The sequence below is a fragment of the Streptomyces sp. SP18CS02 genome, assembly GCF_036322365.1.
Lineage (GTDB): Bacteria > Actinomycetota > Actinomycetes > Streptomycetales > Streptomycetaceae > Streptomyces.
In genome coordinates, this window is the sequence record NZ_JAQYXC010000222.1 from 1 (window position 1) to 23,254 (window position 23,254).

18 protein-coding genes and 1 pseudogene are annotated in these 23,254 nt (G+C 72.6%); 8 read left to right on the top strand and 11 right to left on the bottom strand.

Going from position 1 to position 23,254, the window contains the following annotated elements; genetic code table 11:
• Positions 1–1,562, top strand: a pseudogene (locus PUR26_RS02115) (AfsR family transcriptional regulator); the annotation flags it as partial.
• Positions 1,563–1,572: 10 nt separating this feature from the next.
• Here the strand turns inward: PUR26_RS02115 and PUR26_RS02120 are convergent.
• The 3 genes from PUR26_RS02120 to panB form a co-directional block, all read right to left on the bottom strand.
• Positions 1,573–2,433: an ABC transporter permease gene (locus tag PUR26_RS02120; RefSeq protein ID WP_443076939.1), complete on the bottom strand. Its 861-nt coding sequence runs from the start codon at positions 2,431–2,433 to the stop codon at positions 1,573–1,575.
• Positions 2,430–3,437, bottom strand: a complete 1,008-nt coding sequence (locus PUR26_RS02125; protein WP_329868559.1) for an ATP-binding cassette domain-containing protein — start codon at positions 3,435–3,437, stop codon at positions 2,430–2,432. Before PUR26_RS02125 ends, PUR26_RS02120 begins: the two co-directional genes overlap by 4 nt.
• A gap of 238 nt (positions 3,438–3,675) precedes the next feature.
• Positions 3,676–4,539, bottom strand: coding sequence for a 3-methyl-2-oxobutanoate hydroxymethyltransferase (gene panB / locus PUR26_RS02130; RefSeq protein ID WP_329868561.1), 864 nt, complete (start codon positions 4,537–4,539; stop codon positions 3,676–3,678).
• Between the two features lie 167 nt (positions 4,540–4,706).
• Here panB and PUR26_RS02135 point away from each other — a divergent pair, with 167 nt between their 5' ends.
• From PUR26_RS02135 to PUR26_RS02150, 4 genes are all read left to right on the top strand, one after another.
• On the top strand, positions 4,707–6,278 hold the full coding sequence (locus PUR26_RS02135) for an MFS transporter (RefSeq protein WP_329868563.1): 1,572 nt from the start codon (positions 4,707–4,709) through the stop codon (positions 6,276–6,278).
• Between the two features lie 25 nt (positions 6,279–6,303).
• Positions 6,304–6,918, top strand: coding sequence for a TetR/AcrR family transcriptional regulator (locus PUR26_RS02140; RefSeq protein ID WP_329868565.1), 615 nt, complete (start codon positions 6,304–6,306; stop codon positions 6,916–6,918).
• A 270-nt stretch (positions 6,919–7,188) separates the two neighbouring features.
• The gene (locus tag PUR26_RS02145) at positions 7,189–8,145 is read left to right on the top strand and encodes an endonuclease/exonuclease/phosphatase family protein (RefSeq protein WP_443076940.1); all 957 of its coding nucleotides are present in this window, start codon (positions 7,189–7,191) and stop codon (positions 8,143–8,145) included.
• Positions 8,146–8,392: 247 nt separating this feature from the next.
• The gene (locus tag PUR26_RS02150; RefSeq protein ID WP_329868569.1) at positions 8,393–9,634 is read left to right on the top strand and encodes an MFS transporter; all 1,242 of its coding nucleotides are present in this window, start codon (positions 8,393–8,395) and stop codon (positions 9,632–9,634) included.
• Here PUR26_RS02150 and PUR26_RS02155 read toward each other — a convergent pair.
• Both PUR26_RS02155 and PUR26_RS02160 read right to left on the bottom strand, forming a co-directional pair.
• Entirely contained in the window at positions 9,603–11,360 is a 1,758-nt protein-coding gene (locus PUR26_RS02155; RefSeq protein WP_329868571.1) for an NAD+ synthase, read from the bottom strand. The two genes, PUR26_RS02150 and PUR26_RS02155, sit on opposite strands and share 32 nt — an antisense overlap.
• A 141-nt stretch (positions 11,361–11,501) precedes the next feature.
• A complete protein-coding gene (locus PUR26_RS02160; RefSeq protein WP_329868573.1) occupies positions 11,502–12,359 on the bottom strand; it encodes a DUF4190 domain-containing protein in 858 nt (285 codons plus the stop codon).
• A 528-nt stretch (positions 12,360–12,887) separates the two neighbouring features.
• Here PUR26_RS02160 and PUR26_RS02165 point away from each other — a divergent pair.
• The gene (locus PUR26_RS02165) at positions 12,888–13,730 is read left to right on the top strand and encodes an alpha/beta fold hydrolase (protein ID WP_329868575.1); all 843 of its coding nucleotides are present in this window, start codon (positions 12,888–12,890) and stop codon (positions 13,728–13,730) included.
• Positions 13,731–13,939: 209 nt separating this feature from the next.
• Here the strand turns inward: PUR26_RS02165 and PUR26_RS02170 are convergent, their stop codons facing one another.
• The 4 genes from PUR26_RS02170 to PUR26_RS02185 all read right to left on the bottom strand — a co-directional run bounded on the left by PUR26_RS02170 (position 13,940) and on the right by PUR26_RS02185 (position 16,926).
• A complete protein-coding gene (locus PUR26_RS02170; protein WP_329868605.1) occupies positions 13,940–14,578 on the bottom strand; it encodes a DUF305 domain-containing protein in 639 nt (212 codons plus the stop codon).
• A 2-nt stretch (positions 14,579–14,580) separates the two neighbouring features.
• Positions 14,581–15,231: a DUF3105 domain-containing protein gene (locus tag PUR26_RS02175; protein WP_329868577.1), complete on the bottom strand. Its 651-nt coding sequence runs from the start codon at positions 15,229–15,231 to the stop codon at positions 14,581–14,583.
• Between the two features lie 168 nt (positions 15,232–15,399).
• The gene (locus PUR26_RS02180; protein WP_329868578.1) at positions 15,400–15,753 is read right to left on the bottom strand and encodes a hypothetical protein; all 354 of its coding nucleotides are present in this window, start codon (positions 15,751–15,753) and stop codon (positions 15,400–15,402) included.
• A 108-nt stretch (positions 15,754–15,861) separates the two neighbouring features.
• Entirely contained in the window at positions 15,862–16,926 is a 1,065-nt protein-coding gene (locus PUR26_RS02185; RefSeq protein ID WP_329868580.1) for a PP2C family protein-serine/threonine phosphatase, read from the bottom strand.
• A gap of 119 nt (positions 16,927–17,045) precedes the next feature.
• Here PUR26_RS02185 and PUR26_RS02190 point away from each other — a divergent pair, with 119 nt between their 5' ends.
• Both PUR26_RS02190 and PUR26_RS02195 read left to right on the top strand, forming a co-directional pair.
• Complete coding sequence (locus tag PUR26_RS02190; RefSeq protein WP_329868582.1) at positions 17,046–18,407, top strand: glutamine synthetase family protein; 1,362 nt, start codon at positions 17,046–17,048, stop codon at positions 18,405–18,407.
• Between the two features lie 418 nt (positions 18,408–18,825).
• Positions 18,826–20,190, top strand: coding sequence for an outer membrane protein assembly factor BamB family protein (locus tag PUR26_RS02195; RefSeq protein ID WP_329868584.1), 1,365 nt, complete (start codon positions 18,826–18,828; stop codon positions 20,188–20,190).
• A gap of 141 nt (positions 20,191–20,331) precedes the next feature.
• Here the strand turns inward: PUR26_RS02195 and PUR26_RS02200 are convergent, their stop codons facing one another.
• Together PUR26_RS02200 and PUR26_RS02205 are read right to left on the bottom strand one after the other, a co-directional pair.
• Complete coding sequence (locus PUR26_RS02200; protein ID WP_329868586.1) at positions 20,332–20,763, bottom strand: VOC family protein; 432 nt, start codon at positions 20,761–20,763, stop codon at positions 20,332–20,334.
• Positions 20,764–21,067: 304 nt separating this feature from the next.
• Positions 21,068–23,089 (bottom strand): PIG-L family deacetylase, encoded by a 2,022-nt coding sequence (locus PUR26_RS02205; RefSeq protein ID WP_329868587.1) that lies wholly within the window; start codon positions 23,087–23,089, stop codon positions 21,068–21,070.
• Between the last annotated feature and the right edge of the window lie 165 nt (positions 23,090–23,254).

Genomic DNA, 23,254 nt, shown 5'->3' on the forward strand with positions numbered 1-23,254 from the left:
GGGCGGTGGTGCCGGGGGTGATGCGGTACCGGTTGCTGGAGACGGTGGCGGAGTACGCGGCCGAGCGTCTCGACGAGGCCGGCGACCGGGACGGCACCGAGCACCGCCACCTCGTGCACTACCGCGAACTCGCCCGCACCGCCGATCCCCTCCTGCGCGGCTCCGGGCAGCTCGCCGCGATCGCCCGCTTCCAGGAGGAGTACGAGAACCTGCGCACCGCGCTGCGCCGCGCCGTGGCCGTCCGGGACGAACACGAGGCGCTCGCTCTCGTCCTGTCGCTGTTCTGGTTCTGGCACATGAGGGACCTGCGTGCCGAGGCCCTGCACTGGTCGGAGGCCGCCGCCTCGCTCGGCCCCGACCCCTTCGCCGCGCCGGTGACCCCGGCGCCTCCGCTGACCGTGGGGTGCACCGACGCCCCACCGCCCATGGACGACGGGCAACTGCAGGAGGCGCGCAGGGGCGTACGCCTGATCCGGCTGGCCACCATGGACCACCAGACCTCGTGGTGGACGAGCCCGGACGGCATGGACGAGCTCCGCCGGATCCGCCACGCCTACCGGCCCGGGCTGCCGCAGACCTGCCGGATGCCCGGCGCGCTCTGGTTCTTCGCGGTGCTGCTCACCGCCGGCCCCGACGAGCTGCGCGAGCTGCTCGACGCGACCGTCGACGCCTGCCGCAGATACGGATACGCGTGGGAGCTGGCCAGCGCCCTCCAGCTGCGCGCCAACGTACTGGCCAACCGGATCGACTGGACGGGGGAGGCGAGCCAGGACGCCGAGGAGAGCCTGGAGATCTTCGAGCGGCTCGGCGACTCGTGGGGCGCGGCCGAGGCGCTGTCCTCACGGGGCGAGGCGCGCGAGCGGCGCGGTGCGTTCGAGGGCGCCGCCGAGGACTACCGGGCGGCGATCTCCTACGCCGAGCGGCTCGGCGCACAGGCTCAGGTGTCCCTGCTCAGCACCCGTTACGCGGGGACGCTCATCGAGACCGGCCGGGGGGACGAGGGCGAGAAGATGCTGCGCGAGGTGGTCGTCGACGGCCGCGACCGCGGGTACGAGGCCGCTCCGGCGGCCTCCCTGTATCTGGCGCTGTGGCTGGGGCGCACCGGGCGCACCGAGGAGGCCCGCAGGGAACTCACGGCGCTGCGCGAGCAGTTCCGCTCCCCGACCATGGCCATCTTCGACGGTGTCACGCTGGGCACCCTGGCATGGGTGCACAATCTCGACCACCGGTACGACGAGGGCCTGGACTGCGCCGTCCGCGCCCTGGCGCACGCCCGGGAGCCGCTGTCGATGCTGGTGGCGCCGCAGATGCCGGCCATCCATCTGATCGCGGCGGCATGGGCCGTGGCCGGCGCCGGCGGCCCCCGCGCGCGGACGGCCACCCTCCTGCTGGGCGCCCGCGGACGCCTGCTGCCGAGCGGGTACGTGGCGACGCCCACCGAGCGGGAGAACCTGGCCCACGCCGAGCGGATGGCCCGCGCGGCGCTCGGTGACGAGGTCTACGACGAGGCGTACGCCGAGGGCGGCGGCCTCTCGCTGGAGGAGGCCGCCGCACTCCTGTGAGACGGGACGGTCAGGTCTTCCTGCGGAACTTGGAGACCGCCAGCGGCGCCGTCACCAGCGTGATGACCACCGCCCAGCCGAGCGTCATCCACACGGAGTCGGCGACCGGACCGCCGTTGATCAGGTTGCGGGCCGCGTCCGCCAGGTTGGAGAGCGGGTTGTAGTCGGTGAACGTCTCCAGCCAGCCCGGCATCGAACTCGTCGGGGCGAAGATGGACGAACCGAACTGAAGGGGCATCAGCACGAGCATCGCCATTCCCTGGACGGCCTGGGCCGTCTTCATGGTGAGACCGAGCAGGATGAAGATCCACATGAGGGACGCACCGAAGACGACCGACAGTCCGACCGCCGCGAACAGGTCCAGCACCGACGTCCTGATCTCCAGGCCGAGCAGGAAGCCCATGCCGAGCAGGATGGTGGTGGCGACCAGCATCCGTCCGACCTCGACCACGATCTTCGCTATGAGGACCGACGACCGCGCGATCGGCATCGTCCGGAACCGGTCCATCACCCCCTTCTTGAAGTCGTCGTTGATGCCGGTGCCGACGGCCATGGCTATGTTCATGCCCATCATCGCCATCAGGCCGGGGACCACGTAGTTGACGTACGCCTGCTGGTTGCCCTTGCCGGAAATCGCGCCGCCGAAGACGTACACGAAGAGCAGCGTGAAGATGATCGGCATGAGCACGGCGTCGAACATCGACTCCGGGTCCTGCTTGATCTGGAGGGCGTTGCGCCGCACCAGCGCGCCGATGTGCCGCAGATTGGCCCGCAGGCCGATCCGGCCCTCGGCGGCCGGCGCGGGGCCCTGCGCCCGCGGCTCGACGGGCACGGCCGCCCCGGTGGTCGTCGTCGTCGTCGCCGTGCTCACGCGGCGGCCTCCTCGGAAATCGTGTCGGAACCCGCCGACGCGGTCTTCTCGCCGGTGATGGCCAGGAACACCTCGTCCAGGCTGGGCAGATGCGTGCCTATGTGCGCGATGCCGTACCCGCGCGCGCCCAGCAGCCCGACGACGGCCGTCAACTGCTCGTCGCTGAGGATCGGCACGTACAGCAGGCCCTCGTCCGGGACCACCGTCGCGCCGGCGATGCCGCTCAGGCCGCTCTCGCCGAGCGCCTGGGCCATGGCGGGCAGCTGCGCCGGGTCCGTGGGGCGGATCTGGAGGGTGCGGCCGCCCACCTTGGCCTTCAGCTCGTCGACCTCGCCACTGGCGATGACCCGGCCGCGGTCGATGACCGTCAGCTCGCTCGCCAGCTGCTCGGCCTCCTCCATGTACTGGGTGGTGAGCAGGACGGTCACGCCCTCGGCGACCATCCGCTGGACCTCGTCCCACACCTCGTTGCGGGTGCGGGGGTCGAGCCCCGTCGTCGGCTCGTCCAGATAGAGCACGGCCGGCCGGCCGATCATGGACGCGGCGAGGTCGAGCCGGCGCCGCATGCCGCCCGAGTAGTTCATCGCCGGGCGCTTGGCGGCCTCCGTGAGCGAGAAGCGCTCCAGCATCTCGTCGGCGCGCCGCCGGGCGTCCTTGCGGGACAGATCGAGCAGCCGCCCGATCATGTACAGGTTCTCCCAGCCGGAGAGCTTCTCGTCGACCGACGCGTACTGACCGGTGAGGCCTATCGTGCGGCGGAGCTGGCGGGGCTGGCGCACCACGTCGTACCCGGCGACGGTGGCGGTCCCGGCGTCCGGGACGATCAAGGTGGACAGGCAGCGGACGAGCGTGGTCTTGCCCGCGCCGTTGGGGCCGAGCACGCCGAGGACGGTGCCCTCGCGCACATCGAGGTCCACCCCGTCCAGCGCCTTGGTCTCGCCGTAGTGCTTCACGAGGCCTCGTACCTCGACGGCGTTGTTGTCGGATCGCGTCATGGCCACCATGAGACCAGCCGCCACTGACAACGCGCCGACACATCACCGACAGCACCCCGACAGCGCCCCTGGCGGCCCGCACCGCCGCCTCGGAGCGGCCACGCGGACCGGCGCCGGGGCCCGTCGCGGGCACGGAGAGCCCGCGAGAGCACCGACAAGCCCGCGAGAACACCGACAGCCCGCCGATGGGGGATGTCGGCGGGCTGTCGTGGCCCACGGCCGGAGGCCGTCGTGGGCGCGGGAGTGGCTAGTGGAAGGTGTGCTCCTCCTGGGGGAAGGCCCCGCCCACCACGTCGTCGGCGAACGCCCTGGCGGCGTCCCCGAGCACGGTGCGCAGGTCGGCGTACTGCTTGGTGAAGCGCGGCACGCGGCCGCCGGTCAGCCCGGCCATGTCGGTCCAGACGAGCACCTGCGCGTCCGTGTCGGGGCCGGCGCCGATGCCGATGGTCGGGATGTGCAGGGACCGCGTCACCTCGGCGGCCAGCTCGGCCGGTACGAGTTCGAGGACGACGGCGAACGCCCCCGCGTCCTGAGCGGCCTTGGCGTCGTGCAGCAGCCGGTGGGCGGCCTCGTCGCCACGGCCCTGCACCCGGTAGCCCAGGGTGTTCACGGACTGCGGGGTCAGGCCCAGGTGCGACATGACCGGGATGCCGGCCTGCACCAGCATCTCCGTGGCGGCCAGCGAGCGCTGCCCGCCCTCCAGCTTGACCGCGCCCACGCCCGCCTCCTTGACCAGCCGGGTGGCGGAGCGCAGCGCCTGGACGGGCCCTTCCTGGTACGAGCCGAAGGGCAGGTCGCCGACGACCAGGGCACGCCGGGTGCCCCGTACGACGGCGGCGGACAGGATCGCGACCTCGTCGAGCGTGACGGGCACCGTGGTCTCGTACCCCAGGTGGCAGTTGCCCATGGAGTCGCCGACGAGGACGACCGGTATCCCGGCCTCGTCGAAGACGGACGCGGTCATCGCGTCGTAGGCGGTGAGCATCGGCCACTTCTCGCCGCGCTCCTTGGCGGCGGCGATGTCGTGGACGGTGATGCGGCGGGTTCCCTTGCCCCCGTACAGCGTCTTACCGCTGTCGGCGGACTGCTTCGCGGCAGCCTGAAGCGTCATGGTGGAACGGCTCCTTCGTCATCTCGAGGCGCCCTGACGGCGTCCCCGGATCGTGTCCATGGTGGCACCTGGTGCCGCGCCGGGGGAAGTGGGTCCGTTCATACGGCTGCAACACGGACTTCCTATACGAGACGGTCTCGTATCGAAATTATGGTTACGCTCGGAGCATGCCCGTACCCGAAGCCATCCATCGCCGACGCTGGGCCATCCTCGGCGTGCTGATGTTCAGCCTGCTCATCGTGGTGCTGGACAACTCCATCCTCAACGTGGCGATCAAGACCATCGCCGCCCCCGCCCCCACCGGCCTCGGCGCGACGCAGAGCGAGCTGGAATGGGCGATCAACTCCTACACGCTCGTCTTCGCGGGCCTGCTGTTCACCTCCGGCCTGCTCGGCGACCGGCTCGGCCGCAAGAAGACGCTGCTCTTCGGCCTGGTGGTGTTCGGGGTCGGCTCGGCGCTCGCCGCGATGTCGGACTCGCCCGCCCAGCTCATCGGGTTCCGCGCCCTCATGGGCTTCGGCGGCGCCTTCGTGATGCCCGCCACCCTGGCCGTCCTGATGAACGTCTTCGAGCGGGACGAGCAGCCCAAGGCCATCGGCATCTGGGCCGGCAGTGTCGGCCTCGGCATCGCCATCGGCCCGGTGACCGGCGGCCTGCTTCTGGAGCACTTCTGGTGGGGCTCGATCTTCCTGGTCAACGTCCCGGTCGTGCTGGTCGCGCTGGCCGCCATGGTGCTGCTGGTACCCGACTCCAGGGACCCCGCCCCCGGCCGGATCGACCCGTTCGGCGTCATCCTGTCCGTGATCGGACTGGTGCTGCTGGTGTACGGCATCATCCGCGGCGGCGAGCTCGCCGACTTCACCGATCCGGGCGTGCTGGTGCCGCTGATCGGGGGACTGGTGGTGCTGGCCGGGTTCGTCTGGCACGAGAAGCGCAGCGACCATCCCGCGCTGGACATCTCGTACTTCCGCAAACCGGCCTTCTCCGCCGCAGTCACCGCCGTCGCCCTGGTCTTCTTCGCCCTGATGGGCGTGACCTTCTTCTCCGCCTTCTACCTGCAGAGCGTGCGCGGCTACAGCGCCCTGCAGTCCGGGCTGCTGCTCCTCCCGCTGGCCGCCGCCCAGATGATGTTCGCCCCCCGCGCCCGGCTCGCCGTGCGGCGGTTCGGTGCCCGCACGGTGTGCGCGGCGGGCATGCTGCTGATCGCCGGGGGGCTCGTCGCCTTCACGCTGTACGACGCCGGCACCCCCGTCTGGATCATGGAGCTGGTCTTCTTCGTCCAGGGCGCGGGCATGGCGCACATCATGCCGCCGGTCACGGTGTCCGTGATGCAGTCCCTGCCGCGCGAGAAGGCCGGCTCCGGTTCGGCGATCAACAACACCTTCCGCCAGGTCGGCGGCGCGCTGGGGGTCGCCGTCCTCGGCTCGCTGCTCTCCGCGACCTACCGCGGCGAGATCGAGGGGCACCTCGGCGCGGTGCCGCCGGCCGGCCGGGAGGCGGCGGGCGAGTCGATCGAGGGAACCCTCGCCGCCGCCGACAGCCTCGGCCCGGCGGGCGCGGAGCTGGTCGCGCGGGCCAACGAGGCGTTCCTGGACGCCATGCACGTCACCGCCCTCGGATCGGTGGTGGTCGCCCTCGCCGGCGCCGTGGTGGTCGCCGTCTTCCTGCCCGGCAGGGGAGCGGGACGGGGGCACCCGCCGCGGGTCGCGGAGGGCGCGCGAGAATCGGTGCGGCGATGACCCGAAGGCGAGAGGCGGAGCGGACGTGTCCCAGGAAGAGGAGAGCGGGACGGTCCGCCGCGGACGGCCCCGCAGCGAGGCCGTCGAGCAGGCCATCCTGGCGGGCGCGATCCGCCTCCTGGAGGAGGGCGTCCCGCTCGCCGAGGTCTCCATCGAACGGATCGCCAGGACGGCCGGGGTCGGCAAGGCCACCATCTACCGCCGCTGGGCGGGCAAGGAGGAGCTCTTCGTCGACGTGCTCCGGTCCGTCGAGCCGCCCGGACCCGAGCTGCCGGGCACCTCCACGCGGGACGACCTCATCGCGCTCCTGGAGGCGTTGCGCCGCCGGGGTCTGGCCAAGCGCTCCTCCGCCTTCCTGCACAACGTCTTCGCCCAGATGCAGAGCTATCCCAAGCTCTGGGCGGCCTACCGGGCGACGGTGATCGAACCGCGCCGCCGCCTCACCCTCGACGTCCTGCGGCGCGGCGTCGAGACGGGCGAGATCCGCTCCGACACCGATGTGGAGCTCCTCACCGACCTGTTCGTGGGCCCGCTGCTGCTGCGCACCGTCATCCGCCCGGACGCGACGCTCGACGAGGACCTGCCCATCCGGATCGTCGACGCCGTCCTGGCCGGGGCGCGCCCGCCCGCGGCCGGCTGATCCCCCGCCGGGGAGCACCCGGGCGGCGGTCCGGAGTATGCGCGTTCTGTCACAGCGGCCGTCCCACCCGCAACCTCCGGAACCCGCCGCGCCGCTGCGTCGTCCTCGTGGCAGTACGGCCGTCCCCTCATCGCCTAGTGTCGAGGTCCGGGACGGTGGCAAGGCACGGCACAGCAAGGCGAGTGAGGTCGGCGAATGGCGCGGGTGGACGTGGCGGAGACGGGGAACGGCGGCGCGGAGCGCGAGCGCGGCGGGTCCCGGGTCCGGTCGGTGGTCGACCGCTGGCGCGGGGACCCCGGGATCTGGCGGCGGGGCATCCTGCTCGCGGTCTGCTCCGTCCTCGTGGCGCTGCTGATGATCCTGCACGCCCACCTCCCGAACAGGATCGGGAACGCGGGCAGCCTGACGGAGACGTTCCTGCCCTGGCTGGGCGTCTTCGTCCCGGTCATCCTGGTGGCGGCCCTGGTGCGCCGCTCGGCCACCGCGCTGGTCTCCCTGCTCCTGCCGGTCACCGTCTGGCTCAACCTCTTCGGCGGACTGGTCACGGACAAGTCGGGCGGCGGCGGCGAGCTCATGGTCGTCACCCACAACGTCAACGCCGCCAACCCGGACCCCGAGGGCACCGCCCGCCAGGTGGCCGCCTCGGGGGCGGACGTGGTGGCGCTGGAGGAGCTCACGGGCGACATGGTCCCGGTGTACGAGCGGGCGCTGGCCGACACCTACGCGTACCACTCGGTACAGGGCACGGTCGGGCTCTGGAGCAAGTACCCGATGGCCGACAGCCGCCCCGTGGACATCCGGATGGGCTGGACCCGGGCGATGCGCTCCACCGTGAACACGCCCCGGGGCGAGGTGGCCGTCTACGTGGCCCATCTGCCGTCCGTACGGGTCAAGCTGAACGCCGGGTTCACCGCCAACCAGCGCGACAACAGCGCGGACGCGCTCGGTGAGGCGATCGTCCGCGAGGACATCGGCCAGGTGATCCTGCTCGGAGACCTCAACGGCACGATGAACGACCGGTCGCTGAAGGCGGTCACCTCGCAGATGCGCTCCACGCAGGGCGCGGCGGGCGACGGGATGGGCTTCAGCTGGCCGTCCTCGTTCCCGATGGCCCGCATCGACCAGATCATGGTGAAGGGCGTCGAGCCGGTCGCCTCCTGGACGCTGCCGAGGACGGACAGCGACCATCTCCCGATCGCCGCGCGGGTGGAGCTGGGCCGCGGCTGACCCGGCCGGAGCACCACGGGGTGCCCGGCCCCGGCGCCCGGCACCCCTGGGCACCCGGCCCCCGGGGGGTCCCCGCGCGATCCGGTCCGGTGTGGACACCTCCGTTCCCCGCCGGGAGGAACCGGAACGGAAATCTTCCGTTCACCGCCGGGAACAACGGGCGTGAGAGACTTTGTTCCGTAAGCGAACTTAATCACCGGGTGCCGCCGCCGGCACCCGGTCACTCACGTACGGAAGGTTCCCCCTCATGCCCCTGGCGCTGCTCGCGCTTGCCGTCTCCGCCTTCGGCATCGGTACCACGGAGTTCGTGATGATGGGCCTGCTGCCCAACGTCGCGGACGACCTCCACACCTCCGTCCCCACCGCCGGGTACCTCGTCTCGGCGTACGCGATCGGCGTCGTCATCGGCGCCCCGCTGCTCACCGCCCTCGGCTCCCGCGTCCCGCGCAAGCGGATGCTCCTGCTGCTGATGGCGCTCTTCACCGTCGGCAACCTCGCCTCCGCCCTCGCGCCCGGCTTCGGCACGCTCGTCGCCGCCCGGATCCTGGCCGGCCTGCCGCACGGCGCGTTCTTCGGCGTCGGCGCGGTCGTCGCCGCCCGTCTGGTGCGGGAGGGCAGGCAGGCCCGCGCGGTCGCCACGATGTTCCTGGGTCTCACGGTCGCCAACATCGTCGGCGTACCGGCCGCGACCCTGCTCGGCCAGCACCTCGGCTGGCGCGCCACCTTCCTCGTGGTCGGCGCGATCGGCCTGGTCGCCATGGCCGCGCTCGCCCGCCTCGTCCCCCACGTGCCCGTCGACGGCGGCCAGTCCGTCGGCCGCGAGCTGCGGGCGCTGGGCGACCGCCAGGTGCTGCTCGGCCTGCTGACCGCCGTCTTCGGCTTCGCGGGCGTCTTCGCCGTCTACTCGTACCTCGCCTCGATGACCACCGAGGTCATGGGCTTCGGAGAATCCTCGGTGACCCTGGTCCTCGCCCTGTTCGGCATCGGCATGACCCTCGGCGCGCTCGTCGCGGGCCCGCTCACCGACCGGGCGCTGCGCCCCACCCTGTACGGGTCGCTGACGGCCCTCGCCCTGGTGCTGGTCGCCTTCCGCTTCACCGCGCACATCCAGTGGGCGGCCCTGGTGATGGTCGCTCTGCTCGGCGCGGTCGGGTTCATGACCACGACCCCGCTCCAGATGCTCGTCATGGACAAGGCCAAGCACGCCCCGACCCTGGCCTCCGCCTCCAACCACTCCGCCTTCAACCTGGCCAACGCGGGCGGCGCCTGGCTCGGCGGCGCGGCCATCGCCGCCGGCTGGGGCTGGACCTCTCCGACCCTCGTCGGCGCGGCCCTCGCCGTGGCCGGCCTGGCCATCGCGGTGACGGCCGGTCTGCTGGACCGGCAGGCCCGTACGCCGAAGGGGGCCTCCCGCGTCGTCGCGGGAAGCCCCCTCGCCGGGCCGGAGGAGCGTCCGGTCAGCTCGTCGTCTCACGCCAGCGGTTCGTGATCGGAAGGCGCCGGTCCTTGCCGAAGCCCTTCGCCGAGATCTTGGTGCCCGGCGGGTACTGGCGCCGCTTGTACTCCGCCGTGTCCACCATGCGCAGCGTCCGCGCCACCAGCTCGGCGTCGAAACCGGCGGCGACGATCGCGTCCTTGCCCTGGTCCCGGTCGACGTACATCGCCAGGATCCGGTCCAGCACGTCGTAGTCCGGCAGCGAATCGGTGTCGACCTGGCCGGGGCGCAGTTCGGCGCTGGGCGGCTTGGTGAGGGAGTTCTCCGGGATCGGAGGGGTCTGGCCGCGCTCCACGGCGGCGCGGTTGCGCCACTCGGCGAGCCGGAAGACCGATGTCTTGTAGACGTCCTTGATCGGCCCGTAGGCGCCGACCGAGTCGCCGTACAGCGTCGAGTACCCGACCGCGAGCTCGGACTTGTTGCCCGGCGCGAGCACGATCTGGCCCTCCTGGTTGGAGAGGGCCATCAGCATCGTGCCGCGCAGGCGCGACTGGAGGTTCTCCTCGGCCAGCCCGGTGAGCCCGAGCGCGCCCATGTAGGCGTCGAACATCGGCTCGATCGGAACGGTGCGGAAGTTGAGCCCGGTACGCCGGGCCAGCTCGGCCGCGTCGCTGCGGGAGTGGTCGGAGGAGTACTTCGACGGCATCGAGACGCCGTACACGTTCCCCGCGCCGAGCGCGTCGCAGGCGATCGCGGCGACCAGCGCCGAGTCGATGCCGCCCGACAGGCCGATCAGCACGGAACGGAAGCCGTTCTTCGCGGCGTACGCGCGCAGGCCCACGACCAGCGCCGAGTACACCTCCTCGTCGTCGTCGAGCCGGTCCGCGTAACCCCCGGTCAGTTCCGGCTCGTACGCGGGCAGCGGCTCCTCGGACAGGACGACCCGCTCGACGCGCAGCCCGTCGTCCACGACGCCCGTCACCGGCTCGGCCGCGGCCGCCGGCAGGTCGAGGTCGAGGACCACGCAGCCCTCGGCGAACTGCGGGGCCCGCGCGATGACTTCGCCGTCCTTGTCCACGACGATCGAGTCGCCGTCGAAGACCAGCTCGTCCTGGCCGCCGATCATGGCGAGGTACGCGGTGGTGCAGCCGGCCTCCTGGGCGCGCTTGCGCACCAGCTCCAGGCGCGTGTCGTCCTTGTTCTGCTCGTACGGCGAGGCGTTGACCGAGATCAGCAGACCGGCACCCGCGCTGCGGGCGGCCGGGACGCGGCCGCCGTCCTGCCACAGGTCCTCGCAGATGGCGAGGGCCACGTCGACGCCGTGGACGCGGATCACCGGCATGGTGTCGCCGGGCACGAAGTAGCGGAACTCGTCGAACACGCCGTAGTTGGGCAGGTGGTGCTTGGCGAACGTCAGCGCCACCCCGCCGCCGTGGAGCACGGCGGCGGCGTTCCGCGGGGCGCCGGCGGGCTGGCCGTACTTCGGCTGGGCCCGCTCGGAGCGGTCCAGGTACCCGACGACGACCGGCAGGTCGCCGAACCCCTCGTCGGCGAGGCGGGCGGCCAGGGCGCGCAGGGCCGACCGGGACGCCTCCACGAAGGACGAGCGCAGGGCCAGGTCCTCGACGGGATAACCGGTGAGCATCATCTCGGGGAACGCGACGAGGTGCGCCCCCTGCTCGGCCGAGTGCCGGGTCCAGTGCACGACCGCCTCGGCGTTCGCGGCGAGATCGCCGACGGTCGAGTCGATCTGATTCAGGGCGAGGCGTAGTTGAGGCACGTCGCCCAGTGTAATCGTCAGTGCGACGCAATGGGGGTCGAACCGGATGGGGCGTCACGCGTGGCGTCCCGTGCACGGCGACCGGCCCCCGCCGCGGAGGGCGGGGGCCGGTCACCGCTCGGGGCGGGACGCTCCGGCGGGTCAGGCGGCCGGGCCGACCCAGATGCCGTCCTCGTACTCGTAGTCGCCGAGCACGGTCGGAGAGAGCTCGATCTGCATCTCCTTGGTGGCGTCGGCGGGCACCGAGTACGCGAACTGCGCCACGGCCTGCTTGCCGGGGAGCAGATTGCCGGTGAACAGCTTGGTGCCGCGCTGGCCGTCGAAGATCTCCTCGATCTCCGCCCCGTTGGCGTCCTTGGCGAACGGCAGGGCGGTGCCGATGTCGACCGTCTCCTTGCTGCCGTTGACGATCGTGATCTTCACCTGGACGGCCTTGTTGCCCTTCTCGTGCCCGACCGCGAACTCGTCCGGCGTGTACGACGTGGGCTTGGCGACGGTCACGGTGACGCCGTTGTCGTACGACAGCGTCTCGCCGAACGACAGCGGCGCGCCGGCGCCCGGGTCGGCCGGGGCGTCCGCGCCCGCGGAGGGGTCCGCGCCGGCGGAGGGGACGGAGATCGACGGCTCCTGCTTCTTGATGTCCTCCTTGATCTCGTCGGCCACGTCCTTGACGGCGAGGACGACGACGATCACGCCGATGATCGAGAGCGCGATGGAGACGCCGCCGAGGATCGTTCCGGCCAGCGCCACACCCTTGTTGGTCGCCTCGCCCTTGCGCGCGCGGCTGTGGCCCACCAGGCCGAATATCAGGGCCAGGACGCCGAGGATGCCGGAGAGCCAGAACAGGACCATCGGCAGGCCGACGACCACGCCCACGAGGCCGATGACCAGTGAGGCGATACCGAGACCGTTGCGGGCCTGCGTCGGGGGCTGCTGCATCGGATATCCCGGCGGCGGACCCCACTGCGGCTGACCGGTCGGGGGCGTGGGCATGGTCATGCGACATCCTTCAAGGGGATACGAAAAGGTAAGTCACACTAACAGAGTCTTTAACCGGCTTTTACTTTGCAAAAGCAGGCTCAGGGCGGGTAATTGGCGAGGAGCGCCGGGCGCTCGCCCCTGCCCTGTGACGGCCCGTCGGGGACGGTGGCCGGGAATCGTCGGCGTATGTGCCTTTGGCGTGGTCGGCGTTGTGGCGGTGGCGCGTTCACTGCCCCGGGGCGTCCGCCGCAAGGGCACCCGACCGGCGCCGCGTTCGGCGGGGGCGCCCCCGTGCCGCTCCGTCACATGCCTTGCGTGTTCGCGAGGGCGAAGTCATGCCGGTGGTGGCGGTGCCTTCGGCGACGGCCGGCCGTCGCCGGCGGGCCCCGCGCGGGAGGACGGTCGGCCGTCGCCGGCGGGCCCCGCGCGGGAGGGTTGCTCGCGTTCCGGCGGGGCGGCACGCCGGGCTCCCGCGCGTGGCAGGCTGGTGCGTACGGGGAGTGCCGGGCACCGGGCACCGGCTCCGGCGGCGGCGAGGGGGAGACGGTGGGTTTCGTACGGGTCGGGGGAGTGGCCCACCATGTGGTCGTCGAGGGCGGCGGCCCGGTCTGCGTCCTGAGCACCGGACTGGCCATGAGCTGGTTCGACTGGGACCCCGTCGTCCCCCTGCTCGCACCGCACCGCACCGTGGTCCGCTTCGACCGGCCCGGGCACGGGCTGAGCGGCCCGGCCGTCGTACCGCCCTCCGCCGCCGGGGAGGCCCACCGCATCGCGGGCGTGCTCGACGCGCTCGGGCTCGGACCCGGCGAGGCGGGCCCGGCGACCGTGGTCGGCCACTCCATCGCCGGTTTCCACGCGGAGGCGTTCGCCCGGCTGCACCCCGAGCGCACGGCCGGCCTCGTCCTGCTCGACTCGTCCCTGGAGGAGGACGCCCGGGTGCCGCCCGCGCCCGGAGTCCGTACCGCCGTGGCGCGGATCGCCGGCGCCGCGCTGACCGCGGTCGGGGCGCCCGCCGCCCTCGGCCCGCTCATCCGCCGGGGCGTCGTCCGTCTGGTCCGCCCCGGGTACGCCGCGGACCCGGCCCCCGCCGCGCTGGTACGCCGCGTCTACGCCACCGGCCGCGTGTTCCGGGGCGGCCTGCTGGAGAACACCCACTACCGGGCCGTCGCCGCCGAACTGCTCGCCCTGCGCGAGCGCCACCCCCTCCCTGCGGGACTGCCCGTGACCGTGCTCGCCGCTCCGGACCAGGCCGCCCGCTGGACGTCACGCCAGCGGGCCCTCGCCGACGAGCTGGACGCCCGGTTCGAGGCCGTGCCGGGCGCGGGCCATCTGATGATGCTGGACCGGCCGGACGCGGTCGCCGGGGCGGTGCTCGCCCAGAAGGCCTGACGGTCGCCCAGAGGGCCTGACGGCCGCCGGGGCGGTGCTCGCCCAGAAGGCCTGACGCGGACCCGCCCGGCCCGCCCCGCGGGCTGCGCCACCCGCCCGCGAGCGCGGTCCGGAGGTCGCACCCGCCCGCGAACGCCGCGCGGCCGCCCCGGGACGTGCCCGGCGCGGCCGCGCGGCCGTTCCTCTCTCCGTTCGTGCGGCGGCCCGCGTCAGGCGCGCGGTGCGGCGCCGCGCTTCCTCAGCAGATCGGCCATGAGCGTGATCTCCGACTCCTGGGCGTCGACCATGCCCTGGGCGAGCCGCCGCTCCACCTCGGTGCCGCACCGCTCGGCGCAGCCCCGCGCCATGTGCACACCGCCCTTGTGGTGGTCGGTCATCAGCTGGAGGTAGAGGATCTCCGCCTGCCGGCCGCTCGCCCCGCGCAGCCGCTCCAGCTCCGTCCTGGTGGCCATCCCGGGCATCACGGCCCCGTCCACCGGCCCGCTCGTGCCGTGCGACGGCATGCCCATCCAGGCCATCGGCTCACTGTCCGGCGCGACCTTCGGCAGACCCCACATGTCGAGCCAGCCCAGCATCATCCCGCGCTGGTTGGCCTGCGTGTTGGCGATGTCGTACGCCAGCCGGCGCACCTCGTCGTCCCGGGTGCGGTCGCGGACGATGAAGGACATCTCCACCGCCTGCTGGTGGTGCACCGACATGTCCCGGGCGAACCCCGCGTCGGCCGACCGCTCCGTCGGCGTGCGCGGAGCGCCGCCGTCGCCGCCGCCCGCCGAGGCGACCGTCGCCGCCCCGGCGAAGAGCAGGGCGAGGACCACCGCCGTGATTGCCGCCCGGTGCGTCCGGGTCAGGGTCACTTCCCGCTCATTCCGTTGGTGCACGCGGCGCCGGGCTCGGGCGTCTGCGGACCGTTCACGTACTTGGCGAAGAACTGGTCCACCCGCGGGTCGTCCGCCCCGTCCACGGTGACCTGCTTGCCCCACGCGCTGAGCATGATGGCCCCCGCCTGGTCCTTGACCGGGCTCATCAGCGTGTACGAGGTCTTGTCGACCTTCTCGCCGAGCTTCTTGACGTCGGCCTCGGCGGCCTTGTCGTTGTAGGTGACCCACACCGCGCCGTGCTCCAGCGAGTGCACGGCGTTGACCTCGGGGACGGGCTCCTTGTAGACGTTGCCGTCGCAGTTCATCCACACCTGGTGGTGGTCGCCGCCGACCGGGGGCTTCATCGGGTAGGTGACGGCGGCGGTGACGTGGTTGCGGCCCAGCTTCTTCGCGTCCCAGGACTTCTCGTCCTTGATGGGCGCCTTGGCCGCCGCCTCCTGCTGCTCCTTCTCCTCGGACTCCTTGTTGAGCACGTACCCGCCGAACCCGACGAGACCGGCGACCACCACCGTGCTGAGCACGATGGTGATGACGCGGTTGCGGCGCTCGCGGGACTTCTCGGCGCGGCGCATCTCCTCTATTCGGGCCCGGCGGTCGGCGGTCGACGTGCGATTGGCAGCCATGATGTCTACGTCCTTCTTCGAAAGTTTCTGGGAGCACTGGGAGCACTGGGAGCGCTGAGAACTCGGCGTCCCTGAGACCCCCTGGGCCGGGAGGACCGGTGGCCCCGGTGATCTCGGGGGTGGTGCGGGCCGTGCGGCCGCACGGCGGGATCCGGGGAGAAGAAGGCTCTAGGTCCGCAGGACCTGAAGGACGTGGAGACCGGGAGCGCGCGGCCGGGCCTCGGCGCGGGCCGGCCGGTCGGGCACCCCCGCCGTCGCCGTCCGCGCCGGCCCGTCCGCGTGCTGCGGCGGGTCGAGCGGCGGGGCGGTGAGGACCGCCGGGGTGAGGGAGGGGAACAGCCCGCAGTCGCCGCGGTCGTAGGGGCAGCTGTACGCGGTGGCGGCCGCCGCCGGATGCACCGGGGTCGCCGTCGGCGACACACGCGCGTCGGCCATGCCCCCGTGGTGCCCCGTCGCCCCCTCGGGCCCGAGACAGAGGAAGAGCGCGGCGAGCAGCGTCGCCACGGCACTCAGCAGCGCCATGGGGCGCGTGTCACGCGCTGTTCGCGTGAGGCGTATGTGCCGCGACCCTCCCATGGGCGCAGATGGTAATGGGCGCGGACCCGTCATGGGCCGAACGGGGTACGGAATTCAGCCGGTACCGTCCGAGGCGCGCAGCGCCAGCAGCGCCACGTCGTCGTCGATCTCTCCCGCGTAAGCGGACAGATCACGCCACACCGCCCGTACGAGATCCACCGGTTCACCGGGCTTGATCCGTGTCGCCAGCGGATAGAACCGGCCCGAGGCGTCCCGGGCCTCCGTCACCCCGTCGGTGTGCGCGAGCAGCACGTCCGAGGGGAGCAGCGGCACCGTCACCGCGGCCGGCGGCCGGTAGTCCGCCAGCCCGAGCCCCAGGGGCGAGCCCGGCACCAGCGCCACCTCGCGCGCCCCGCCGCCGGCCACCAGCACCGGAGCGGGATGGCCGCAGCTGAGGACCCGTACCGCCGAGCCGTCGGGCGCGAACTCCATGAGCACGGCCGTCGCGAACAGCTCCGCCGCCTCGCGGCCCGCCGAGTCCACGACCAGCCGGCGGTCCAGCCGGGCCGCGACCCCGCCCAGCTCCCGCTCGTCCAGCACCGCCTCCCGGAACGTGCCCAGCAGGGCCGCCACCGTCGAGACCGCCGCCATACCGTGCCCCCGCACGTCGGCCACCACCGCCCGGACCCCGAACGGGCCCTGCTGTACGTCGTACAGGTCGCCGCCGACCAGTGCGCCCCGCTCCGCCGCCCGGTACAGCGCTCCGCACCGGACGGGCCCCACCCTCTCCGGCAGCGGCGGCAGCACGGCCAGCTGCGCCGCCTCGGCGACCGTGCGGACCGAGACCAGCTGGGCCTCCCTGCGGGTCCTCAGCCGGGCCAGCACGACGCTGACGGCGCTGATCAGCACGAAGGCGAGCAGATCGGCGTAGGTGACGTCGTCGGCGCGGATGACGGGCAGCAGCAGCAGCGCGCCGAGGGCGGCCGACACCAGGGCGGTGCCCCGCGCCGCGTACACCAGGGAGGTGAGCGGCGGCACGACGGCGAAGGCGAAGCCGAGCTGCACGCTCCTCGGCGTGGTCAGCTGGACGATCACCAGCAGGGCCACCGTCAGCCAGGGAAGCAGCCGCAGCCAGCGGGGCGTGCTGGCGCCGGGGAGCTCCTGCGCACCACGGTCCATAGGGCCAGTCTGCGAGGCCGCCGTTACCTGCGCCACACACCGGCAGGCAGTATGGGTTCGCAACGTGCTCGAAACCGTGTGGTGGCATGCTGGCCTGATCAGCGAGGATGGGTGTGGAAATGGACAAGCAGCAGGAATTCGTGCTCCGTACGCTCGAGGAGCGCGACATTCGTTTCGTGCGCCTGTGGTTCACGGATGTGCTCGGCTTCCTGAAGTCGGTCGCCGTGGCACCCGCCGAGCTGGAGCAGGCCTTCGACGAGGGCATCGGCTTCGACGGCTCGGCCATCGAGGGCTTCGCCCGCGTCTACGAGTCCGACATGATCGCCAAGCCGGATCCCAGCACCTTCCAGATCCTGCCGTGGCGCGCGGAGGCCCCCGGGACCGCCCGCATGTTCTGCGACATCCTGATGCCCGACGGCTCGCCGTCCTTCGCCGACCCGCGCTATGTGCTGAAGCGGATCCTCGCCAAGACCTCGGACCTGGGCTTCACCTTCTACACCCACCCCGAGATCGAGTTCTTCCTGCTGAAGAACAAGCCGCTGGACGGCTCCAAGCCGGTCCCCGCGGACAACTCCGGATACTTCGACCACACCCCGCAGAACGTGGGCATGGACTTCCGTCGCCAGGCGATCACCATGCTCGAGTCGATGGGCATCTCGGTCGAGTTCAGCCACCACGAGGGCGCGCCCGGCCAGCAGGAGATCGACCTGCGGTACGCGGACGCGCTGTCCACCGCGGACAACATCATGACGTTCCGGCTGGTCATGAAGCAGGTCGCGCTGGAGCAGGGGGTCCAGGCGACCTTCATGCCGAAGCCGTTCTCCGAGTACCCCGGCTCCGGCATGCACACCCACCTCTCCCTCTTCGAGGGCGACCGCAACGCCTTCTACGAGTCCGGCGCCGAGTACCAGCTCTCCAAGGTGGGACGTTCCTTCATCGCGGGCCTGCTGAAGCACGCGGCGGAGATCTCCGCCGTGACCAACCAGTGGGTCAACTCCTACAAGCGCATCTGGGGCGGCTCGGCCCGCACCGCGGGTTCGGGCGGCGAGGCCCCCTCGTACATCTGCTGGGGCCACAACAACCGCTCCGCCCTGATCCGCGTCCCGATGTACAAGCCGGGCAAGACCGGCTCCTCGCGGGTCGAGGTCCGCTCCATCGACTCGGGCGCCAACCCGTATCTGACATACGCGGTGCTGCTCGCCGCCGGCCTCAAGGGCATCGAGGAGGGCTACGAGCTCCCGGCGGGCGCCGACGACGACGTCTGGGCCCTGTCCGACGCCGAGCGCCGCGCGATGGGCATCGAGCCGCTGCCGCAGAACCTGGGCGAGGCGATCTCGCTGATGGAGCGCAGCGAACTGGTGGCCGAGACGCTGGGCGAGCACGTCTTCGACTTCTTCCTGCGCAACAAGAAGCAGGAGTGGGAGGAGTACCGCTCCGAGGTCACCGCCTTCGAGCTGCGGAAGAACCTGCCGGTGCTGTAGGCGCGGGCCGGAAGCAGTACGACCCTGACGCGAGGGTCCGGGCCGGCGGCGGACCGCCGCCGGCCCGGACCCGTTCCGGCCGCCCCGGGCCGTCCGTGGGCCGTCCGACGTCGCGGGAGGCCCCGTGCACGCCGTCGACGGTCCGCCGAGCGCGCCTCCGCAGGTCTCCGCGGGCTGTCCGCATCCGCCCGCCCGCGCGCCGCGACGCCGGAGGGGGCCCGTCCCGCCGGCTGCCGCGCCACCGGCGGTGTTCGCGGCTCGGCTCCGGCCGGCACGTCCTCCACCCGCGCCGGATCGGCATGGACCGCTGGGAGGCCCTGCCCTTAGCCTGACCGTCGTTCGAAGATCGACGTGTCGGGCGGGTCTCCGGAACGCCGCTCGCAGGGGGGTGTGCCATGCACGGTAGGGGGAGCGCGTGATGTCAGGGAGAGCAGGGCTCATAAAGGCGCTGGCGGTGATCGGGATCGTACTGGGGGTGATCGGGTCCATCACCGCCTGGTTCCTGTCGTTCGAGGGCTATCTGCCGGGCGACGCCATGGTGCGCACCTGGGCCACCGCGAAGGACCGGCCCAGCGATGACAAGGCCAACGACAGTTGGGTCGTCGGGGACGTCGCAGTCCGCAGCCGGTTCGACGCGGTGACCGGCTTCGGCATCGCCGACGGGCAGGACGGGAAGAAGCTCTGGGAGTTCGTACCGCCCGGCCGCGCCCAGATCTGCGGCAGTGCGCGTCGTGCGGACGAGGGGGTCCTCCTGGTCGCGTACGGCACCGAGAGCGGTGCCACCGGCGGCGGGAGCGGCAAGCCCGCCTCCCCGGGCAAGGGCAAGGGCTGCTCGACCGTCCTTGCCTTCGACATGAAGGACGGGCGGGAGCTGTGGAGCGTCCCGCGGACCGTCTCGGACGGCCGGTTCCCCGGGGACAGGGACGGATTCCTGGACGCGGCGGGCGGCCTGGCGCTGATCAACGACGAACGGACCGAGCAGGAGGCGCGGGCGCCGGGCGACAACCGTTCGCTGCGCGCCCTCGACCTCCGCACGGGCAAGGCCCGTTGGACGGCGGCCGTGCCCGGCACGTGCGGGGTGTGGGACACGTTCGTGGGCAAGGAACAGGTCCACGCCGTCCTGGCCTGCGGCGGGGAGGACGCGGACGACCCGGGCGCTGACAGCGGCGGGGACGTCGAGTTGATGGCGGCGGCCTTCGATCGCGGCACCGGCGCCCTGAAGTGGAACGTTCCCATCGATGCCCGTCGCCCCGTGTCGACGGACTCCACCGTGTTCATCGAGTCGGCCGACCCCTTGGTGCTGAGGGTCGTGCGGTCCTCGAGCGGGAACTCGGACGAGGCGACGGGCGCGTTCGTCGCCTTCGACCAGGACGGGCGTCCTCGGGCGGGCATAGAGCTCCGCGGCGACTATGGCCAGATCGACGCGGCGGAGGTCGTCGGCGAGCGGATGTACGCACTGGCGTGGACCTATTCCAAGGGACGGCACTACCGGCTGATCGCCTTCGACCTGAAGACCGGCGAAGAGGTGTGGAACGAGAAGTTGGACGAGCCCGCCGCCGGGCTGGCCGTGCGGGGCGACCGGATCACCGTGCTGTGCGAGTGGTCGACCCAGGCCAGCGCCATCACCGAGCTGCTCGTGTACGACGCCGGCAACGGCGAGGAACTCGACGAACGCCATTTCCGTGAGGAAGCGCCCAGCGGCTACTTCTTCGAGCACGACGGGCGAATCATCGTCGCCGGGGCGGCCGGCGACCATGCCTTCACCGCGTTCGAGCGCTGGTGAGCCGACGGCCGTCTCCCTGCCGCAAGGCAGGCCGCCGGCCCAGGCGCGGGTAGTCGACCCCGACGAGGACGACGACCGCTGAACCACCGCTGTCCGGCCGGTCACGTGACCGGCCGGACGGCTCCTGCCGGGCGGCCGCCGTCAGCGTTCCGAGAGCTCCGAAGGGGCTTCCTGGACCGTCCAGCTGTTGCCGTCCGGGTCCTTGAAGAACATGAACGAGTTCCAGGTCCCGCCCTTGCCCTCCTCCCAGCCGCGCTCACCCACGTGCTGGACCGGGCTGACCGCCACGCCCCGGGAGGTGAGCTCCGCGCGGGCCGCCTCGATGTCCAGGACGCACAGCTGGAGACCGTGCAGCGAGCCCGGGGCCATGAACGTCTGGCCCGGGGCCGGGGGCATCCCGTCCTCCAGGGCGATCGAGCAGCGCGACCCCGGCGGGGTCAGCTGGATGATGCGGATACCCGGTGCCACCTCGGAGTCGAGGTCCACCCTGAAGCCGCACTTGCCGCCGTAGAAGTCCTTCGAGGCGTCCAGGTCCGTGACCGGGACCGGGATCACTTCGAGCGTCCAGTTCATGCGTGCCCTCCTCCGAAACGCCGACAGGTCCGGCCGTACGGCTCGCCCCGGGCGGAGCCGAACGCCGTACGAGGGGCGACCGCGCGGGCCGGGGCGCTGCCGCCCCGGCCCACGGGAGCGCCGTCGCGCACGCCGACAGGCCGGTCTGAACCGTACGCGCCGGCACGGACACCGGCGAGTCCGCGCAGCCGCGACCCGCCCCCCGTACCGGCTCGGACCTCCGGCCGCCCCGCCGGCACCCTCGCGCGGGGGCGTTCGGCCCCGGGCGGGGACGACTCACCCCCGGCGCTCACCGCGCGCCCGCTCAGCGCTCGGAGGCGGACCAGCGCAGCCGGCCGTCCAGGCCCACGGCCGCCACACCCTCCGCGGTGGCCGCCGGAGCGCCCGAGAACAGCGGCCTCGCCACCGTCCACTTCACCGGGGCCCCCGCCGCCGACCGGCTGGACGCGGTCGCCAGTCCGCCGCCGCGTCCGCGCAGGGCCAGGGCGTCACCGGCCGCGCCCACCGAGCCGTAGCCCGCCACGCCGGGCAGCTCCCGCACCGGCGAGGCGTGGCCGCTGCCCGAGAAGCGGGCCGTACGGACGTCGCCCGAGTCGGGCTTGCGGAACCAGAGCCGTACCCCGTCGCCGTCCGGCGAGGCGCTCAGCGCCAGGGTGGTCGGCGGCAGCCCCGTCTTCGTCGGGCCGGTGACCGGGCGCCCCGCGGCGGTCTGCGTCCAGGCCAGCACCGTCTTCGGCGTACCGGCGAAGACGTAGCCGCGGCCGGTCGCGTCCGTGGCCGCCACCGGGTCGCCGTGCAGCCCCGTGCCGCCGGCCGGCCGCCAGCGGGTCCAGCCGCCGTCCGGACGCTGGGCGCTCACGGTCAGCCGGTTGCCGCCGTCCCGCACGTACGCCGTCATCAGGCCCGCCCGGTCCACCAGCACCGCGGGCAGGCTGATGTCGGAGGTGGCCGTCTCGTCGTCCCGCTCCGGGGAACCGAGCGAACGCCACGCCCCGAGCACGCCGCCCGGAGCCGACTGCACGGTGGAGACCACCTCACGGCGGTAGTCCGCCGCGCTGTCGCCGAGAACCGTACGCGTGGCGAACACCGCGATCCGGCCGTCCGGCAGCCGTACCGACGTGACGCCGCTGTCCAGGCCGCCGCCCCGCTGGAGCTCCGGCCCCGTCCACGGCTTCGTCCCCGACTTGCGCCAGACCGCCAGCCGGCCGTCCAGCACCGAGAACGCGTACAGCTCGCCGCCGGCACCGCGCTGCAGCCAGGAGGTGGACTCGGCACGGGTGTAGCGGATGGACTGGGCCCAGCCGTGCCCGGCGGGGCGGGCGGCCACCTTGCGGTCGCCGCAGCCCGCCGGGTCCTCGCAGTAGTCCGTGTGGTCCGTCCAGGCGTACGTCTTGAGGGTGTGCAGCTTGGTCCCGGCGCTCTTCGGGTCGAGCGAGTGCGGCAGCCCGCCGGTCGAGTAACCCAGGTAGTTCTGCACGGCGAAGGAGGGGCGCCCCGGGGCCTCGGCGTACCGGGCGAGCGCCGCCTGCGCGAACCGGGCCCCGTACATGTGGTCCTGGTGGTCGGAGAGCTTGCCGGTCTTCTCGTTCCGCCCCGGCGTCGGGTCCATCATCCGCACGAACGTCGGGTGGAAGCGCTCCAGCAGACCGGCGAGGGTGCCGACGACCTGGGCCTTGTCGTACGAGAAGTCCTCCCGCACCGGGGAGCCGGCGGCGAGCTGCGAACCCAGGGCGTCGATCCGCCCGTCCCACAGGCCGTGCAGGCTGTTCGGCCGGTCCCCGGCTATGCTCCCGGCCTCGCGCAGCTGCAGCCACACCAGGCTGATCTGCGGCTTGGCCCGCAGGGTGTCCAGCTCGGCCCGGGCACCGCCGGCGGTGGCTATGGACGTGCGGTCCCACGGGCTGGTGCGGTTGCCGGTGGCCATCTCCGCGTAGGCGGCCCGTATGCCGTTCTGGCGGGCCTCGGAGTACGCGGCCTTGTCGGCGCGGGGCTTCGGCTCGTCGCGGCGGGCGTTGCGGCCGTCGGACTCCCCGGCCGTGAGATAGACGGAGGTCAGGCTGTTGCCCGAGCCGATCGACTGGCTCGTGTCCGGGTTCATGAAGAACAGGTCGTCGTCCGGGTGGGCCATGATCTGCACGACCGCCTCCCCGCCCGTACGGAGCGGCTTCACGGCGATCTCCTCCGGAACGCCCCGGCTCGGTACGTCCGAGGCGTCCGACGACCCGGCGGTGAGCGCGAGCGTCCCGCCGGTGATACCGAGCAGCACGGCCAGGGGCGCCGCGAGGAGCAGACCACGGCGGGAGAGGAGCGGGGGACGGCGGGGCATGGGCGACGGCTTCCGTGACGCGGGTGGAGTGGGCGAACCGGCAGAGAAGAGGGGCATTCCTGAAATGCGGTTCATCCGCTCCCATAAGGGCGTGTGTGTGATGGATCACTCGCGGCCGCCCGGTGGAGCCCGCCGGGCGCACCGGATCCGGCCGTACGCAGGTGG